Annotated in this window: 13 protein-coding genes; 4 read left to right on the top strand and 9 right to left on the bottom strand. The window is 69.1% G+C overall.

Annotation, left to right across the window (positions count from 1 at the left end; genetic code table 11):
- Positions 1 to 70 precede the first annotated feature (70 nt).
- Positions 71 to 277 (top strand): DUF3079 domain-containing protein, encoded by a 207-nt coding sequence (locus ACODRX_RS17435; RefSeq protein ID WP_488872802.1) that lies wholly within the window; start codon positions 71 to 73, stop codon positions 275 to 277.
- Between the two features lie 117 nt (positions 278 to 394).
- Here ACODRX_RS17435 and ACODRX_RS17440 read toward each other — a convergent pair whose 3' ends face one another.
- The 9 genes from ACODRX_RS17440 to pdxR form a co-directional block, all read right to left on the bottom strand.
- Positions 395 to 1,285 (bottom strand): peptidylprolyl isomerase, encoded by an 891-nt coding sequence (locus tag ACODRX_RS17440; RefSeq protein WP_488872803.1) that lies wholly within the window; start codon positions 1,283 to 1,285, stop codon positions 395 to 397.
- On the bottom strand, positions 1,282 to 2,004 hold the full coding sequence (narI, locus tag ACODRX_RS17445) for a respiratory nitrate reductase subunit gamma (protein ID WP_488872804.1): 723 nt from the start codon (positions 2,002 to 2,004) through the stop codon (positions 1,282 to 1,284). The genes ACODRX_RS17440 and narI overlap by 4 nt, the downstream gene beginning before the upstream one ends.
- Positions 2,005 to 2,021: 17 nt before the next feature.
- Positions 2,022 to 2,711 carry a nitrate reductase molybdenum cofactor assembly chaperone gene (gene narJ / locus ACODRX_RS17450; protein ID WP_488872805.1) on the bottom strand — a complete coding sequence of 230 codons (690 nt, stop codon included), beginning with the start codon at positions 2,709 to 2,711 and terminating at the stop codon, positions 2,022 to 2,024.
- Between the two features lie 10 nt (positions 2,712 to 2,721).
- Positions 2,722 to 4,257, bottom strand: a complete 1,536-nt coding sequence (gene narH / locus ACODRX_RS17455) for a nitrate reductase subunit beta (RefSeq protein WP_488872806.1) — start codon at positions 4,255 to 4,257, stop codon at positions 2,722 to 2,724.
- Entirely contained in the window at positions 4,254 to 4,613 is a 360-nt protein-coding gene (locus ACODRX_RS17460; protein WP_488872807.1) for a cupin domain-containing protein, read from the bottom strand. Before ACODRX_RS17460 ends, narH begins: the two co-directional genes overlap by 4 nt.
- A gap of 21 nt (positions 4,614 to 4,634) precedes the next feature.
- Positions 4,635 to 8,450, bottom strand: coding sequence for a nitrate reductase subunit alpha (locus ACODRX_RS17465; protein WP_488872808.1), 3,816 nt, complete (start codon positions 8,448 to 8,450; stop codon positions 4,635 to 4,637).
- A 35-nt stretch (positions 8,451 to 8,485) separates the two neighbouring features.
- Entirely contained in the window at positions 8,486 to 9,919 is a 1,434-nt protein-coding gene (locus ACODRX_RS17470) for an MFS transporter (RefSeq protein ID WP_488872809.1), read from the bottom strand.
- Between the two features lie 10 nt (positions 9,920 to 9,929).
- A complete protein-coding gene (locus ACODRX_RS17475) occupies positions 9,930 to 11,198 on the bottom strand; it encodes an MFS transporter (protein ID WP_488872810.1) in 1,269 nt (422 codons plus the stop codon).
- A 301-nt stretch (positions 11,199 to 11,499) separates the two neighbouring features.
- Positions 11,500 to 13,011 (bottom strand): MocR-like pyridoxine biosynthesis transcription factor PdxR, encoded by a 1,512-nt coding sequence (gene pdxR / locus ACODRX_RS17480; protein WP_488872811.1) that lies wholly within the window; start codon positions 13,009 to 13,011, stop codon positions 11,500 to 11,502.
- 101 nt (positions 13,012 to 13,112) lie between these two features.
- Between pdxR and gabT the strand changes: the two genes are divergently transcribed.
- The 3 genes from gabT (at position 13,113) to ACODRX_RS17495 (ending at position 16,874) form a co-directional block, all read left to right on the top strand.
- Complete coding sequence (gabT, locus tag ACODRX_RS17485; RefSeq protein ID WP_488872812.1) at positions 13,113 to 14,411, top strand: 4-aminobutyrate--2-oxoglutarate transaminase; 1,299 nt, start codon at positions 13,113 to 13,115, stop codon at positions 14,409 to 14,411.
- Between the two features lie 124 nt (positions 14,412 to 14,535).
- The gene (locus ACODRX_RS17490; RefSeq protein WP_488872813.1) at positions 14,536 to 15,999 is read left to right on the top strand and encodes an NAD-dependent succinate-semialdehyde dehydrogenase; all 1,464 of its coding nucleotides are present in this window, start codon (positions 14,536 to 14,538) and stop codon (positions 15,997 to 15,999) included.
- Entirely contained in the window at positions 15,996 to 16,874 is an 879-nt protein-coding gene (locus ACODRX_RS17495) for a carbon-nitrogen hydrolase family protein (protein ID WP_488872814.1), read from the top strand. Before ACODRX_RS17490 ends, ACODRX_RS17495 begins: the two co-directional genes overlap by 4 nt.
- The last annotated feature ends 69 nt before the right edge of the window (positions 16,875 to 16,943 follow it).

Consider the following 16,943-nt stretch of genomic DNA (forward strand, 5'->3'; position numbering starts at 1 on the left):
CGGCTGATCCAGATCAAAACCATGCGCCGGGCGGGCGCGCACAGTGGGATTGTCCTCTTCATCGCCCGCCATGGCCAAACGCTTTCCGATCAACCCCGCCCACCCCGAGCGTACCTGCTGGGGCTGCGACCGCTATTGCGCCGCGAACGCCATGGCCTGCGGCAACGGGTCGGAGCGCTCGCCGCATCCAGCCGAGCTGTTCGGGCCCGATTGGGCGCAGTGGGACCCGCTGGCTTCGCCGGCGGCGGAAGCTGCCGATGGGGCTGGAGAGTCCTGAAACGATAGCTTCCAGCGCCTTACCAGCAATGTTTTCCATATGAAAAATATTTGAATTCATTGATTTACGTGCGGTAGCAGCTATCTTTTTTCATACCATTCCCCGCCCTCACGAGGCCTACTGCACCAGCGGCGTCTCCACCCCCTCCAGATCCACGCCCACCAGCTGCGCCCGCCCCGCCAGCAAGCGCAGGTACTGCGACAGCGCCGTGGCGAAGCTCTGCTGGCGCAGCTGCTGCAGCACCGCGGCGCGCACTTGCTCGTAGGGCGGCACGGTGCCGCTCTCGCGCGCCAGCACTTCCACCACATGCAGGCCGAAGCGGCTGTGCACCAGGCGCGGCAGCACGCCGACCTCGGCATGGCCGAACAGCTCGCGGGCGAACTCGGGGGCGCAGTCTGCCACCTGCAGCCAGCCCAGGTGGCCGCCTTCGGCTGCGCTTGGGCAATTGCTGCTGGCCTTCGCGGCGGCGGCGAAGCGGTCGCCCGCGGCCTGCTCTTCGGGCGTGGCGCTGCGCACGTCGAGCAAACAGGCTTCGGCGCGCTGACGCAGCGCGTTCACATCCACACCGGGCGTGACCGCGAACAGCACATGGCGGGCCCGCACGCGCTCGCCCCGGGCATAGCGCGCCGCATGGGCCGCATGGTGGCGGCGGCCGGCCTCGTCGCCGGGCTCGGGCAGCTGCAGCGCGGTGTCGAGCAGGCGCTCGATGGCCATGCCCGCCGCCTCGCTGATGGCGCCGGCGTGGGGCGCCGGATCGTCGGCCGCCAGCAGCCCCTCGCCCATCGCGGCCTGGCGCAGCAGCTCGGTGCAGGCGCGCTGGCGCAGCTCGGCGGCATCAAGCAGTTCGCCGGCATCGCACAAGGCGATGCCGTTGACCCGCGGCGCAGGCGGGGCAGCGCGCGCCGCGCCCAGCGGCGCCTCGATGCGCGGCAGGCTGGGCGCCTCGCTCTCCTGGCAGCTGCAGGCGTGGCTGCCGCAGCCTGCGGTGGAATGCTGTGCTGCGCTCATGCCTGGCCCCCTTCCCGGTTCTCGGGCAGGTTCAGCCGCCGCGAGCGCACCAGCTGGTAGGGCCGCGCCAGGTAGGCCACCGAGGCCAGGCCGCTCCACACATGCACCAGCCGGCTGAACGGGAACAGCAGGAAGATGGTCATGCCCAGCACCATGTGTACCTTGAACGGCCAGGCCAGCGCCACCAGGCCCGAGGCGTCGGGGCGGAAGGTGACGATGCGCTGCGCCCAATCGGCCAGCACCAGCATGGCGCTGGCGTCAGCCCGGTGCGAGAACGATGCCGGCAGCGTGGCCAGGCCCAGCACCAGCTGCACCCACAGGATGACGAGGATCGCCAGGTCGGTGCGGTGGCTGGTGCGGCGGATGCGCGGGTCGGAAATACGCCGGTGCAGCAGCAGCGTGAGGCCGATGAAGCACACCAGGCCGGCAATGCCGCCCGAGACGATGGCCAGCATCTGCTTTTGCGGCGCGGTGATCAGCCAGCCATACATGAAGTGCGGCGTGAGCAGGCCCACGGTGTGGCCGAACAGCAGGAACAGGATGCCGATGTGGAACAGGTTGCTGCCCCAGCGCAGCTGGCCCGAGCGCAGCAGCTGCGAGGAATCGCTCTTCCAGGTGTACTGGTCGCGGTCGAAGCGCGCGAGGCTTCCCATCAGGAAGACGGCGAGGCAGATGTAGGGGTAGACGACGAACAGGAAGTTGTGCACGGCGAGTGGCATGGCGGGCTCCTCGGGTTTCAGCGGGCGGCGCCGGCCGGTGGCTGGCGCCGCATGAGGTGGACGGGTTGCGGCGTGCCCGGCGCGGCCTGGCCCTGGCTGCTGCAGCCGCCGAAGGCGGCGGGCTCCTCCCAGCTCGCGTCGAGCGGCTCGTCGGCCGGGGCGGCGGCGGGCGCCCCGGCCGCCAGCGGCTGGCCCGCCAGGTCGAGCACCGCGGCCAGCGCCGCGGCATAGTCGCTGTGGCGGCGCGCGAGTGCCGCGGCAATCGATTGCAGGATGTGCGCGAACTCGCCGATGAAGGCGCGCGCCTGCTGCGTGGGCTGGGTCGAGGCGAACTCCAGCAGCACGGTCAGGTGGTCGGGCAGCTCGGCGGGGTCGAGCAGCAGGCCGGCCTGCTCGTAGGTTTTCACCAGGTCGACCATGGCCGGGCCACGCTCGCGCGAGTCGCCGTGCACATGCTCGAACAGGTGCAGCGCGGTGCCACGCCCGCGGTCGAACAGGTCCACATAGACGGCCTCGGCATCCAGGCCCTCGGCCAGCAGCCGGTCCATCAGCGCGTCGAGCTCGGCGCGGCGCACGCGGCCGATCGCGTCTTCGGCGTTCAGCGCGGCATGGATGTCGGGCAGGTGGGCGCGCATCGCGGCGTCGGGGTAGCGCAGCAGGTGGGCCAGCGCGCGCAGGGTGAAGCTGATGCTGTCGTGGTCTTTCATGTCTTGCTCCTCACAGCGTGGCCTGGATCGGGATGGTGCGCTTTTTCTCGCTGCCGAACAGGCTGGTTTCGGTCACGCCCTCGCTGCAGCCGTTGCCGAACGAGAAGCCGCAGCCGCCGCGCACGTTGAAGGCGTTCTCGGCGTATTCGCGGTGGGTGGTGGGGATCACGAAGCGATCCTCGTAGTTGGCGATGGCCATGATCCGGTACATCTCCTCGGCCTCGGCCACGCCGAGGTTCGCCTGCTGCAGCGCGGCCTCGTTGGGCTGGCCGTCCACATGCTTGCCGCGCTGGTAGGCGCGCATGGCCAGCATGCGCTCCAGCGCCCGCACCACCGGCTGGGTATCGCCGGCCGTGAGCAGGTTGGCCAGGTATTTGACGGGGATGCGCAGCTGGTTCACGTCGGGCAGCTCGCCGTTCGTTCCCTCCTTCGACTGGATATGGCCGGCCTGGGCCGCCGCGGTGATCGGCGACAGCGGCGGCACGTACCAGACCATGGGCAGCGTGCGATATTCGGGGTGCAGCGGCAGCGCCACCTTCCAGTCCACCGCCATCTTGTAGACCGGGCTATTGCGCGCCGCGATCAGCCAGGCCTCGGGTATGCCGTCGCGGCGCGCCTGCTCGATCACCGCCGGGTCGTGCGGGTCGAGGAAGATGCCGAGCTGGGCCTGGTACAGGTCCTTGTCGCGCTCCACGCTGGCGGCTTCCTCGATGCGGTCGGCGTCGTACAGCAGCACGCCCAGATACCGGATGCGGCCCACGCAGGTCTCGGAGCAGACGGTGGGCTGGCCGGCCTCGATGCGCGGGTAGCAGAAGATGCACTTCTCGGCCTTGCCGCTCTTCCAGTTGTAGTAGATCTTCTTGTACGGGCAGCCCGAGACGCACATGCGCCAGCCGCGGCACTTGTCCTGGTCGATGAGCACGATGCCGTCTTCCTCGCGCTTGTAGATGCTGCCGCTGGGGCAGCTGGCCACGCAGGCGGGGTTCAGGCAGTGCTCGCACAGCCGCGGCAGGTACATCATGAAGGTGTTCTCGAACTGGCCGTAGATGTCCTTTTGCACCTGCTCGAAGTTCACGTCCTTGCTGCGCTTGCTGAATTCGCCGCCGAGGATTTCCTCCCAGTTCGGCCCCCAGACGATCTTGTCCATGCGCTGGCCGGTGATCAGGCTGCGCGGGCGGGCGGTGGGCGCGGCCTTCATCTCCTTGGCGCTTTGCAGGTGCTCGTAGTCGAAGGTGAAGGGCTCGTAGTAGTCGTCGATCTCCGGGAGGTTGGGGTTGGCGAAGATCTTCATCAGCAGCGACCACTTGCCGCCCTGGCGCGGCACGATGGAGCCGTCGGCCTTGCGGCTCCAGCCGCCATTCCAGCGCTCCTGGTTCTCCCATTCCTTGGGGTAGCCGATGCCGGGCTTGGTCTCGACGTTGTTGAACCAGGCGTATTCGACGCCGGGGCGGCTGGTCCAGACGTTCTTGCAGGTGACGCTGCAGGTGTGGCAGCCGATGCATTTGTCCAGGTTCAGGACCATGCCGATTTGTGCGCGGACCTTCATGGGCGACTCTCCGTGGGGGTTTGTTGTGGATGGGGGGCGAACAGGAATACCAGCGCGGATGCGGCCTCCTGCGCATGCACCGCATGGGGCTCGCCGGCGGCGATATGGCACAGGTCGCCGGGCTGCATGGCCAGGCGCCGTCCCATGGTTTCGAACACGAAGCGGCCCTCAATGCACTGGATGAGCATGCGCTCGGGCACATGGTGCGTATGCAGCGACTGGCCGGCCTGCAGCACCAGGCGGAAGATCTGCAGGCCAGGCTCGCGCACCAGGGTGTGCGAGCCTGCGTCGCCCAGCGCGGATGCCAGGGGCCGGACGGAGACGATCTCGCCGGCGGGGGTGTGGGGCAAAGCCATGGCGTGACTCCTCGGCGGCGCTCAGGGGTTCTCGCCCTGCGACTGGTAGGCGGCGGCCAGGTGGTCGCCGCGCGGCGTGTCGAGCCAGTCCACCTTGGCCATCTTGCGCACCACCACGAACTCGTCGCGGTTGGTGCCTATGGTTCCGTAGTAGTTGAAGCCGTAGCTGTACTGCGCGTAGCCGCCGATCATGTGCGTGGGCTTGAGCACGATGCGCGTGACCGAGTTGTGGATGCCGCCGCGCACGCCGGTGATCTCGCTGCCGGGCGTGTTGATGATCTTCTCTTGCGCGTGGTACATCATCACCATGCCGGGCTTGACGCGCTGGCTCACCACCGCGCGCACCGCCACCGCGCCGTTGAGGTTGAACATCTCCATCCAGTCGTTGTCCTCGATGCCGGCGCGCCGGGCGTCTTCCTCGCTGATCCAGGCGACCGGGCCGCCGCGGTTGAGCGTGAGCATCAGCAGGTTGTCGGTGTAGGTGCTGTGGATGCCCCACTTCTGGTGCGGCGTGATGAAGTTCAGCTGGATCTCCGGATGCCCGTTGGGCTTGATGCCCTGCATGCCGGCCGTGGCCTTCATGTCCACCGGCGGGCGGTAGCTGGTGAAGCCCTCGCCGAAGGCGATCATCCACGGATGGTCCTGGTAGAACTGCTGGCGGCCGGTGAGCGTGCGCCACGGGATCAGCTCGTGCACATTGGTGTAGCCGGCGTTGTAGCTCACCGTCTCGCTCTCGATGCCGCTCCAGGTGGGCGAGCTGATGATCTTGCGCGGCTGCGCCTGGATGTCGCGGTAGCGGATCTTCTCGTCCTCGCGGTACAGCGCCAGGTGCTTGTGCTCGCGGCCGGTGAACTTCTCCAGCGCCTCCCAGGCCTTGACCGCGACGTGGCCGTTGGTCTCGGGCGCGAGCTGCAGGATCACCTCGCAGGCGTCGATGTCGCTGACGATGCGCGGGCGGCCCTCGCTCACGCCGGGCTCGGCGGTCAGGCCGTTCAACTGGCCGAGCTGCTCGACCTCGGTGCCGGTCTGCCAGCCGATGCCCTTGCCGCCGTTGCCCAGCTTGTCCATCAGCGGGCCGAGCGCGGTGAAGCGCTTGTAGGTGTTGGGGTAGTCGCGCTCGACCACCGTGACCTGCGGCGCGGTCTTGCCGGGGATCAGCGCGCATTCGCCCTTCTTCCATTCGGCCACGCCATGGGGCTGGGCCAGCTCGGCCGGCGTGTCGTGCATCAGCGGCGTGAGCACGGTGTCGCGCTCCACGCCCAGGTGGCCCACGCAGACCTCGCTGAAGGCCTTGGCGAAGCCCTTGTAGATCTCCCAGTCCGAGCGCGACTCCCATACCGGGTCGACGGCGGCCGACAGCGGGTGGATGAAGGGGTGCATGTCGCTGGTGTTCAGGTCGTTCTTCTCATACCAGCTCGCGGTGGGCAGCACCACGTCCGAGTACAGGCAGGTGGTGCTCATGCGGAAGTCCAGCGTGACCAGCAGATCCAGCTTGCCCTGCGGCGCCTGGGCATGCCAGGCCACCTCTTCGGGCCTGGCGTCCTGCGGGCCCAGGTCCTTGCCCTGCACGCCGTTGTCGGTGCCCAGCAGGTGCTTGCAGAAGTACTCGTGGCCCTTGCCGCTGGAGCCCAGCAGGTTGCTGCGCCACACGAACAGGTTGCGCGGCCAGTTCTCGGGTGCGTCCGGGTCCTCGCAGCTCATCTGCAGGCTGCCGCTCTTGAGGCCCTGGGCCACATAGTCGCGCGGCGCCAGGCCCGCCGCATCGGCCTGCGCGGAGATCGAGAGCGGATTGCTCTTGAGCTGCGGCGCGCTCGGCAGCCAGCCCATGCGCTCGGCGCGCACGTTGTAGTCGATCATGCTGCCGCCGTACTGGCTGCGGTCGGCCAGCGGACTGACGATCTCCTCCATGCCCAGCTTCTCGTAGCGCCACTGGTCGGTGTGCGCGTAGAAGAAGCTGGTGCTGTTTTGCTGGCGCGGCGGCCGCGCCCAGTCGAGCGCGAAGGCCAGCGCGGTCCAGCCGGTCTGCGGGCGCAGCTTTTCCTGGCCCACGTAGTGCGACCAGCCGCCGCCGCTTTGGCCAATGCAGCCGCACAGCATCAGCAGGTTGATGACGCCGCGGTAGTTCATGTCGCAGTGGTACCAGTGGTTCATCGCCGCGCCGATGATGACCATGGAGCGCCCGCGCGTCTTGTCGGCATTGGCGGCGAACTCGCGCGCCACGGTGACGATCTGCTCGCGCGGCACGCCGGTGATGCTCTCGGCCCAGGCCGGGGTGTAGGGCGCATCGTCGTCGTAGCTGGCGGCGCCGCTGCCCATGCCACGGTCGATGCCGTACTGCGCGGCCTGCAGGTCGAACACGGTGGCCACCAGGGCCTCGCGGTACTCGCCGTCGCAGCCCAGGCGCAGGCGCACCGCCGGCACGCGGGCGCGGCTCACGTCGCCCTGCTGCTCGTTGGCGGTGAAGTGCGGCGTGGCGATGCCGCCGAAGTAGGGAAAGCCCACCTCGACGATCTCGTGCGCCTGCGTGCCCTCCTCCAGCACCGAGAGCTTGAGCTTCACCTCGCCGCCGTGGCGCGCCTCCCTGGCCTCCAGGTTCCACTTGCCGGCGTCGCCGCGGCCTGCGTCCGAGTCCTGGCCCCAGCGAAAGCCGATCGAGCCATGCGGCAGCACGGCGCGGCCGTTGCTGTCGAAAGCCATGGTCTTCCACTCGGGGTTGTTGCCCTGGCCGAGCCGGCCGTTGAAGTCGCTGGCGCGCAGGTAGCGGCCCGGCGCCTGCACCGTGCTGCCGTCGGGCAGCTGCTTTTCCTCCAGCAGCACCAGCATCGGCAGGTCGGTGTAGCGGCGCGCATAGTCGTCGAAGTACTCGCTGCGGCGGTCGAAGTAGAACTCCTTGAACGCCACGTGGCCCATGGCCATGGCCAGCGCCGCGTCGGTGCCCTGCTTGGGGTGCAGCCAGATGTCGGAGAGCTTGGCCACCTCGCTGTAGTCGGGCGTCACCGCCACGGTCTTGGTGCCCTTGTAGCGCACCTCGGTGAAGAAATGCGCATCGGGCGTGCGCGTCTGCGGCACGTTCGAGCCCCAGGCGATGATGTAGCCGGAGTTGTACCAGTCGGCCGATTCGGGCACGTCGGTCTGCTCGCCCCAGACCTGGGGGCTGGCCGGCGGCAGGTCGCAGTACCAGTCGTAGAAGCTCATGCATACGCCGCCGATCAGGCTGAGATACCGGCTGCCGGCCGCGTAGCTGACCATGCTCATCGCCGGAATGGGCGAGAAGCCGATGATGCGGTCCGGCCCGTGCCGCTTGATGGTGTAGACATTGGCCGCGGCGACGAGCTGGTTGACCTCGTCCCAGCTGCTGCGCACGAAGCCGCCCATGCCGCGCACGCCCTGGTAGTCGCGCCGCGCGGCATCGTCCTCGGCGATCAGCGCCCAGGCATGCACCGGCGACTTCGCCACCTTGAGCGCGGCGCGCCAGCGCTCCAGCAGCCGGCCGCGCACCATCGGGTACTTGACGCGGTTGGCGCTGTACAGGTACCACGAATAGCTGGCGCCGCGGGCGCAGCCGCGCGGCTCGTGGTTGGGCATGTCCCAGCGGGTGCGCGGGTAGTCGGTCTGCTGGGTTTCCCAGGTGACGATGCCGCCCTTGACATAGATCTTCCACGAGCATGAGCCCGTGCAGTTGACGCCGTGCGTGCTGCGCACGATCTTGTCGTGCGACCAGCGCGCGCGGTAGGCGTCCTCCCAGGTGCGGTCTTCGCCGGTGGCGCGGCCGTGGCCGCCGGCAAAGCTCTCCCGGGGCAGCCGGAAGTGGGTGAGACGGTCGAGGAAATGGCTCATGGCGGTTCTCTTTCTCGTGGGTATCTAGCGGTGGCCTAGCAGGGCATGGCCGCATGGCGGCGGGCATAGCACCACCAGGCGACGGCGGCGCACAGCAGGTAGAAGATGGCGAAGATCCAGAGGGCCGCCTCGGGCCCGCCGGTGGCGGCGATCGAGCTGCCATAGCTCTTGGGAATGAAGAAGCCCCCGTAGGCGCCGAGCGCGCCGGCAAAGCCCACGGCGGCGGCGCCCAGCACATTGCCTTCCCGCGCCGCATCGGCCTGCGCCTGCCGGCCGGCGCCGGCGCCGCGCATGGCCAGCTGGTTGAAGATCACCGGGATCATGCGGAAGGTCGAGCCGTTGCCGATGCCGGTGGTGACGAACAGCACCAGGAACATCAGGAAGAAGCCGCTGAAGCTGCCCGCCTGCGGCCCGAAGGCCAGCGCGTAGCTGCCCGCGCCCTTGGGCAGGAAATACAGCACGCCCAGCACCGCCAGCGCCATGACCAGGAAGTTCCAGAAGGTGACCACGCCGCCGCCGATCTTGTCGGCCAGCCAGCCGCCGAAGGGCCGCACCAGCGCGCCGACCAGCGGCCCCAGCCAGGCATAAGCCAGCGGGTTCACCTCGGGAAACAGCCCCTTGATCAGCAGCGGAAAGCCCGCCGCGAAGCCGATGAAGGAGCCGAAGGTGCCCAGGTACAGCAGGCACATGATCCAGTTGTGCGGCTGCACGAAGATCGCCGCCTGCGCGGCCACCGAAGCCTTGGCGTCGGCCACGTCGTTCATCGCGAACCAGGCGACCGCCGCGGTGATCGCGATCCACGGCACCCAGATGAAGGCGGCGTTCTGCATCCACACCTGCACCTGGGCACCGCCCTTGGCGATGGTCTGCGGCTCGCCGCCGAAGATGCCCAGCAGCCCCACGGTAACCACGATGGGGCTGAGGAACTGCACCACCGACACGCCCAGGTTGCCCAGGCCGGCGTTCACGCCCAGCGCCGAGCCCTTGCGGTCCTTGGGGAAGAAGTAGCTGATGTTGGCCATGCTGGAGCTGAAGTTGCCCCCGCCCAGGCCGCACAGCAGCGCCAGGATCAGCATGGTGGGGTAGGGCGTGGCCGGGTCCTGCACCGCGATGCCGATGCCGATGGCCGGAATCAGCAGGCTGGCGGTGGAGATCGCCGTCCAGCGCCGCCCGCCCACCAGCGGCACCATGAAGGAGTAGAAGATGCGCAGCGTGGCGCCGGACAGCGCCGGCGCCGCCGCCAGCCAGAACAGCTGGTTGGTCGAGTACTGGAAACCGAGGCCCGGCAGGCTGACGGCAACCACGCTCCAGACCTGCCAGACGGCAAATGCCAGGAACAGCGCGGGCACCGAGATCCAGAGGTTGAGCTTGGCGATGGCCTCGCCCTCCTTTTCCCAGAAGGCCTTGTCCTCCGGCGTCCAGATCTTCAGGGTACTGCCGCGGCGCGGCGCAGTGGTGGTAGCGTTCATGGCATTTCCTTCAGGGGGCATCGGGGGCGGCATGGCCCATCACGTCGGTGCGGCGCACCTCGGTCCAGTACATCCAGATGAGCGACACCCAGACCACGCCGTAGAGCAGCATGAAGGCGCTGGAGCGCACGCCGGTCACGTCCAGCAGCGCGCCGAACAGGATGGGCAGCACGAAGCCGCCCAGCCCCCCGGCCAGGCCGACGATGCCGCTGATCGCGCCGATGTTGTCCGGGTAGTCGTTGCTGATGTACTTGAACACGCTGGCCTTGCCGAACGCGAAGGCCACGCCCAGCACGCCCATCAGCGCGGTGAAGGTGTAGACGTTCAGGCCGATGTGGAAGGTGCGGGCGCCGTCGATGGTGGCGATGGTGAAGTCGCTCTGCGGGTAGCTCAGCAGGAACAGGCACACCCAGCTCACCCACAGCACCCACCAGGTCACCTTGTGGGCGCCGTACTTGTCGGAGAGCACGCCGCCGATGGCGCGCAGCACGCCGCCGGGCAGCGAAAAGCAGGCCGCCAGCAGCGCCGCCACGCGGATGTCGAGGCCGTATTCGCCCACGTAGTACTGCACCATCCACAGCGCCAGCGCCACGTAGCCGCCGAAGACGATGCTGTAGTACTGGCAGTACTTGAGCACGCGCGGGTCCCTGAGCGCCTTGAGCTGGTCGGTGAAGCGCTGGTTGCTCGCCACCAGGTGCCGGGGGTCGTGCGCGCTGAACAGCCAGAACAGCACCACGGTGCCGGCCAGGATGGCGGCGTAGACCTGGGGCACCAGCGCCCAGCCGCCGGCCACCAGCAGCGCCGGCGCCAGGAACTTGTTCACCGCCGAGCCCGAGTTGCCGGCGCCGTACACGCCCATGGCCATGCCCTGGCGGCTCTTGGGAAACCAGCGCGCCACATAGGGCGTGCCCACCGAGAACGAGCCCCCGGCCAGGCCGACGAACAGGCCGATCGCCAGGAACTGCCAGTACTGCGTGGCATAGGCCATGAGCCAGATCGCCGGCACGGTGACGGCCATCAGCACGGTCATCACGATGCGGCCGCCGTAGCGGTCGGTCCAGATGCCCAGCGGCACCCGCACCAGCGAGCCCGACAGCACCGGCATCGCGGTGAGCAGGCCGAACTCGGTGGCGTTCAGCCCGAGCTGCTTTTGCAGCGGAATGCCGATGACGCCGAACATCATCCACACCATGAAGCAGACGGTGAAGGCCAGCGTGCTGACGGCGAGCACGCGCCAGGCCTGACGGGGGACGGCGGGCGGCGCAGAGGCGGAAACCATGGGCGAAAGGGGGTGTTGTTGAACCTGCCCCCACTGTCGCGCGCCGGCGCCCGCCGCGCCATCCGCCGGGCGGTGCATCGCGGGCCGGCAGAAGAACGACGGGCGCGGCGGGCGCCATCGTTCCGAAGAACTATCGGCCGGGTGATTGCGGGCGGGCTTGACCGGCGTCAAGTGCCGCTGGCGTGCGGGGTGGTATGAGGGATGCCTGCCAGCCGGGGGGTTGCCGGGCAAGTGTTGCCGTGCCTCGGCCCGGCCCTGGCAACCCATTGCACGGCGCCCCTCAAAGGCGCCGCCCCCCGCATCACCCCAGATGCGCCTGCATCACCTGCGCCAGCAGCGCAAAGCTGCGGCGGATTTCCTCCTCGGTCACCGCGCCATAGCCCAGCACCAGCCCCGGCGCCGGATCGGGGCGCAGCGAATACAGCGACAGCGGCCGCGTCAGCACGCCCTGCACCCGCGCCTGCCGGGCGACGGCCTCGTCGTCCGTGCCCGGCGGCAGGCCCAGCACCAGGTGCAGGCCGGCATCGCCGCCCAGGATCGGCAGCGTGCTGCCGAAGCGCTGCGTGATCTCGTCGATGAGCACGCGGCGGCGCTCGCCGTAGACCAGGCGCATGCGGCGGATGTGGTTCACATAGTGCCCCTGCCGCATGAACTGCGCCAGCACGGTCTGCTGCATGGTCTGGCCCTCGCGGAACAGCTCGTTCAGCGCCCGGGCGAAGCTGTCTACCAGGTCGCGCGGCAGCACCAGGTAGGCCAGCCGCAGCGAAGGGAACATGGTCTTGGAGAAGGTGCCCAGGTAGATCACCCGGCCGCCCTCGTCCAGGCCCTGCAGCGCCGGCAGCGGCCGCGACGCGAAGCGGAATTCACTGTCGTAGTCGTCCTCGACGATCCACACCCGGTGGGCCGCCGCATAGTCCAGCAGCTGGCGGCGGCGGCCATGGCCCATCAGCACGCCGCTGGGGTATTGGTGCGAGGGCGAGACGAACATCAGCCGCGGCGGCGCCTGCAACTGCTGCGGGCTCGGCGCCAGCCCCTCGCCGTCCAGCGCCACCGGCTGCAGCTGCAGCCCGGCCATGCGGAACACGCTGCGCGCGCCCCAGTAGCCCGGGTCCTCCAGCCAGACGGTGTCGCCCGGGTCGGCCAGCAGCTGCGCGATCAGGTGCAGCGCCTGCTGGGCGCCGCTGGTGACCAGGATCTGCTCGGGGCTGCAGGCCACGCCCCGCGTGCCCTGCAAGTGCTCGGCGATGGCCTCGCGCAGCAGCGGGTGCCCGGCGCCGGTGGCATAGCTCAGCCGCGGCGCGGCCAGCTCGCGCCAGGCCTGGGCATGCAGCCGGCTCCAGACCGCGCCGGGAAACATGCGCAGCTCGGGCACGCCCGGCGCGAATGCGCCCCATTGCAGCGGGCTGGCGCGCGCCCCGCCCACGATGGCCCGCCCGCGCCGCGACAGCGGCGTGCCGCGGCGCCGCACCGATGGCGGCGGCAGGCCGGCGAAGGCCGGCGCCACCTCGGCCACATAGGTGCCCCGCCCCACGCCGGCCTGCGCCAGCCCTTCGAGCGCCAGCTGCTCGTAGACCTGCACCACGGTGTTGCGGGCAATGCCCAGCGTCTGGGCCATTTCGCGGCTGGGCGGCAGCTTGGAGCCGGCGGGCAGCGCCGCGCGCAGGATGCCGTCCTTGAGGATGCGGTAGAGCTGGCGATGGTTGTATTCGGCGTCGCTGCGCTGGAAATGCCGGGTGACGAAATCGGGCAGCGTGGCATGCGCGGCCCGCGAGCGCGCGGCCGGCATGCGCTCCAGGCGGGTAATTGGTTCCATCTAATTTGCCATATTTGGTTCTTTTGTTGGGATCAATGTACTCCTAGACTTCCTCCCATGTCCAGTGAACCAGGCGCGCATCCGGCGCGCCCGACAACGCCATGAACGCACCTCTTGCCGCAGATCTCTGCTCCACGGCGAGCAACCAGTCCATCGACGCCCGCCGCATCGCCGCCACGCCGCGCGGCGTGGCCATCGGCTTTCCGTTCTATGCCGAGCGCGCCGAAAACGCCCAGCTCTGGGACGTGGAGGGCCGGCGTTTCATCGATTTCGGCTCGGGCATCGCGGTGCTCAACACCGGCCACCGGCATCCGCGCGTGATGCAGGCGGTGCGCGAGCAGCTCGAACGCTTCACCCATACCGCCTACCAGGTGGTGCCCTATGAGAGCGTGGTGTCGCTGGCCGAGCGGCTCAATGCGCTCGCGCCCGGCCAGCACGCCAAGAAGACCGCCTTCTTCACCACCGGCGCCGAGGCGGTGGAAAACGCGGTCAAGATCGCCCGCGCCGCCACGCGCCGCCCCGGCGTGATCGCGCTGAGCGGCGCCTTCCACGGCCGCACCTACCTGGGGATGGCGCTGACCGGCAAGGTCGCGCCGTACAAGAGCGGCTTCGGCCCCTTCCCGGGCAGCATCTACCACGTGCCCGCGCCGGTGGCGCTGCACGGCGTGAGCGTGGAGCAGTCGCTGGCCGCGCTGGACAAGCTGTTCAAGGCCGACATCGAGCCCGAGCAGGTGGCGGCCATCATCCTGGAGCCGGTACAGGGCGAAGGCGGCTTTTACGTGCAGCCGCCCGAGTTCATGCGCGCGGTGCGCGAGATCTGCGACCGCCATGGCATCGTGATGATCGCCGACGAGATCCAGACCGGCTTCGGGCGCACCGGCAAGCTGTTCGCGATGGAGCACTACGACGTGGTGCCCGACCTGATGACGGTGGCCAAGAGCCTGGCCGGCGGCCTGCCGCTGTCGGGCGTGATCGGCCGCGCCGAGCTGATGGACGCGCCGCAGCCCGGCGGCCTGGGCGGCACTTATGCGGCCAATGCGCTGGCCGTGGCCGCGGCCCATGCGGTGCTCGACGTGCTGCAGCAGGAGCGGCTGGCCGAGCGCGCCGAGCAGCTGGGCCGGCGCCTGAAGGCCCGGCTCGAAGCCCTGCGCGCCACAGTGCCGCAGATCGCCGATGTGCGCGGCCTGGGCGCGATGGTGGCGCTGGAGCTCAACGGCGCCGACGGCAAGCCCGACGCCGAATTCACCCGCCAGGTGCAGGCCCGCGCACGCGACGCCGGGCTGCTGCTGCTGACCTGCGGCATCCATGCCAACGTGATCCGCTTCCTGTTCCCGCTGACCATCGAGGACGCCCTGCTCGACGAGGGTCTGGACATCCTCGCCGCCGCGCTGCACGGATAAATCCATAGCTACAAAAAAGTGAGCTATTAGCGCTTTCCATAGCTGTCTTTTTGAATGGAAAGCATCTAAAAATATTCAACGATCGGCGTTGATTGCTCACTTTTTTCAACCAACCTGCCAGCCTATGTCATTGAAACTGAACGATTCTTCGCTGCTGTGCCAGCAAGCCTTCGTCGCCGGCGCCTGGGTGGACGCCGACGATGGCGCCACCGTCGCGGTGCGCAACCCCGCCACCGGCGAGCAGATCGGCAGCGTGCCGGTCTGCGGCGCGGCCGAGACCCGCCGCGCCATCGAGGCCGCCGAGGCCGCCCGCCACGCCTGGGCGCGGCGCCCCGCCAAGGAGCGCAGCGCCCTGCTGCGCCGCCTCAACGACCTGCTGCTGGCCCACCAGGACGACCTGGCCCTGATCATGACCAGCGAGCAGGGCAAGCCGCTGGCCGAGGCCAAGGGCGAGATCGCCTATGCCGCGTCCTTCATCGAATGGTTTGCCGACGAGGCGCGCCGCGTCTATGGCGACACCATTCCGGCGCCGCTGGCCGACCGCCGCATCCTGGCGCTCAAGGCGCCGATAGGCGTCACCGCCGCGATCACGCCGTGGAACTTTCCCACCGCCATGCTCACCCGCAAGGCCGGCCCGGCGCTGGCCGCGGGCTGCTCGATGGTGGTCAAGCCGGCCACGCAGACGCCGTTTTCCGCGCTGGCCTTCGCGCTGCTGGCCGAGCGCGCCGGCCTGCCGGCGGGGCTGCTGTCGGTGCTCACCGGCTCGGCCGCGCAGATCGGCGGCGAGATGACGGCCAACCCGCTGGTGCGCAAGCTCAGCTTCACCGGCTCGACCGAGGTGGGCCGCACGCTGATGCGCCAGTCGGCCGACACGGTCAAGAAGCTCTCGCTGGAGCTGGGCGGCAATGCGCCCTTCATCGTCTTCGACGATGCCGACATCGATGCCGCGGTCGAGGGCGCGATGGTCTCCAAATACCGCAACACCGGCCAGACCTGCGTGTGCGCCAACCGCATCTACGTGCAAAAGGGCGTGCTGCAGGCCTTCAGCGCCAAGCTGGTCGCCAAGGTCGAGGCGCTGAAGGTGGGCAACGGCGTGGAGCCTGGCGTCACCCAGGGCCCGTTGATCGATGCCAAGGCGGTGGCCAAGATAGAGGAGCATGTGGCCGACGCGCTGGCCAAGGGCGGCAAACTGCTCACCGGCGGCCGGCGCCATGCGCTGGGCGGCCAGTTCTACGAGCCCACGGTGGTGGCCGGCGCCACCGCCGACATGCTGGTCGCGCACGAGGAGACCTTCGGCCCGCTGGCGCCGATCTTCGCCTTCGACACCGAGGCCGAGGCGATCGCGCTGGCCAACGACACCGAATTCGGCCTGGCGGCGTATTTCTACAGCCGCGACATCGGCCGCATCATGCGCGTGGCCGAGCAGCTCGAATCGGGCATGGTCGGCGTCAACACCGGCCTGATCTCCACCGCCGAGGCGCCGTTCGGCGGCGTCAAGCAGTCCGGCCTGGGGCGCGAAGGCTCCCGCTACGGGCTTGAGGAGTTCCTGGAGATCAAGTACGTCTGTCTCGCGGGGCTGGACGCATGAACGGCAGCGAACACACCTTCGGCATCGCGGGCGTGCAGATGCAGGTCTCGGCTTTCGAGAGCAACGTGGAGCGCATGGGCAACTACCTGCGCCACATCCGCGCGCGCTTCCCCTGGGTGCGCATGGTGCTGTTCTCGGAGCTGGCGGCCCTGGGCCCCAAGCACGACAAGGCCGAGCCGCTGCCCGGCCCCACCGAGGCGCGGCTGTGCGAGCTGGCGCTCGAAACCGGCCTGTGGCTGATCCCCGGCTCGCTGTTCGAGAGCGTGACCGGCCCCGAGGGCACGCTGGTCTACAACACCGCGCCGGTCATCAATCCGCAGGGCGAGGTGGTCAGCCGCTTTCGCAAGCTGTTCCCTTTCCGCCCCTACGAGCGCGACGTGGCCGGCGGCAGCGGCTTTTGCGTGTTCGACGTGCCCGGCGCGGGCCGCTTCGGCGTCTCGATCTGCTACGACATGTGGTTTCCCGAGACCACGCGCACGCTGGTGGCCATGGGCGCCGAGGTGATCCTGCACCCGACCATGACGGACACCATAGACCGCGACGTGGAGCTGGCCATCGCGCGCGCCTCGGCCGCCACCAACCAGGTCTATTTCTTCGATGTCAACGGCGCGGGCGACGGCGGCGTGGGCCGCTCCATCATCGTGGACCCGTCGGGCTACGTGCTGCACCAGGCCGACAGCAACCCCGAGATCATGGCCATCGAGGTCGATTTCGCCCGGCTGCGGCGTGAGCGCGAGCGCGGGCTGCGCAGCAACCTGGGGCAGCCGCTCAAGAGCTTCCGCGACCGCGACTGCGACTTCAGCGTCTACCGCAAGGACAGCGCGGCGGACTTCCCCTACCTGCACAGCCTGGGAGCACTGACCAAGCCGAACTAGCCCCCCCCCTTCTCACCGCCCGCAGAGATCGCTACTCGAACCACCCACCGGCCCTAGGCCATGCCCGAT

The sequence above is a fragment of the Comamonas sp. FG99 genome (genome assembly GCF_057808605.1).

What these genes read in the sequence shown, in the direction of transcription:
- ACODRX_RS17435 (WP_488872802.1), top strand. Translation starts at nt 71, where the DNA reads ATGGCCAAACGCTTTCCGATCAACCCCGCCCACCCCGAGCGTACCTGC.
- ACODRX_RS17440 (WP_488872803.1), bottom strand. Translation starts at nt 1,285, where the DNA reads ATGAGCGCAGCACAGCATTCCACCGCAGGCTGCGGCAGCCACGCCTGC.
- narI (WP_488872804.1), bottom strand. Translation starts at nt 2,004, where the DNA reads ATGCCACTCGCCGTGCACAACTTCCTGTTCGTCGTCTACCCCTACATC.
- narJ (WP_488872805.1), bottom strand. Translation starts at nt 2,711, where the DNA reads ATGAAAGACCACGACAGCATCAGCTTCACCCTGCGCGCGCTGGCCCAC.
- narH (WP_488872806.1), bottom strand. Translation starts at nt 4,257, where the DNA reads ATGAAGGTCCGCGCACAAATCGGCATGGTCCTGAACCTGGACAAATGC.
- ACODRX_RS17460 (WP_488872807.1), bottom strand. Translation starts at nt 4,613, where the DNA reads ATGGCTTTGCCCCACACCCCCGCCGGCGAGATCGTCTCCGTCCGGCCC.
- ACODRX_RS17465 (WP_488872808.1), bottom strand. Translation starts at nt 8,450, where the DNA reads ATGAGCCATTTCCTCGACCGTCTCACCCACTTCCGGCTGCCCCGGGAG.
- ACODRX_RS17470 (WP_488872809.1), bottom strand. Translation starts at nt 9,919, where the DNA reads ATGAACGCTACCACCACTGCGCCGCGCCGCGGCAGTACCCTGAAGATC.
- ACODRX_RS17475 (WP_488872810.1), bottom strand. Translation starts at nt 11,198, where the DNA reads ATGGTTTCCGCCTCTGCGCCGCCCGCCGTCCCCCGTCAGGCCTGGCGC.
- pdxR (WP_488872811.1), bottom strand. Translation starts at nt 13,011, where the DNA reads ATGGAACCAATTACCCGCCTGGAGCGCATGCCGGCCGCGCGCTCGCGG.
- gabT (WP_488872812.1), top strand. Translation starts at nt 13,113, where the DNA reads ATGAACGCACCTCTTGCCGCAGATCTCTGCTCCACGGCGAGCAACCAG.
- ACODRX_RS17490 (WP_488872813.1), top strand. Translation starts at nt 14,536, where the DNA reads ATGTCATTGAAACTGAACGATTCTTCGCTGCTGTGCCAGCAAGCCTTC.
- ACODRX_RS17495 (WP_488872814.1), top strand. Translation starts at nt 15,996, where the DNA reads ATGAACGGCAGCGAACACACCTTCGGCATCGCGGGCGTGCAGATGCAG.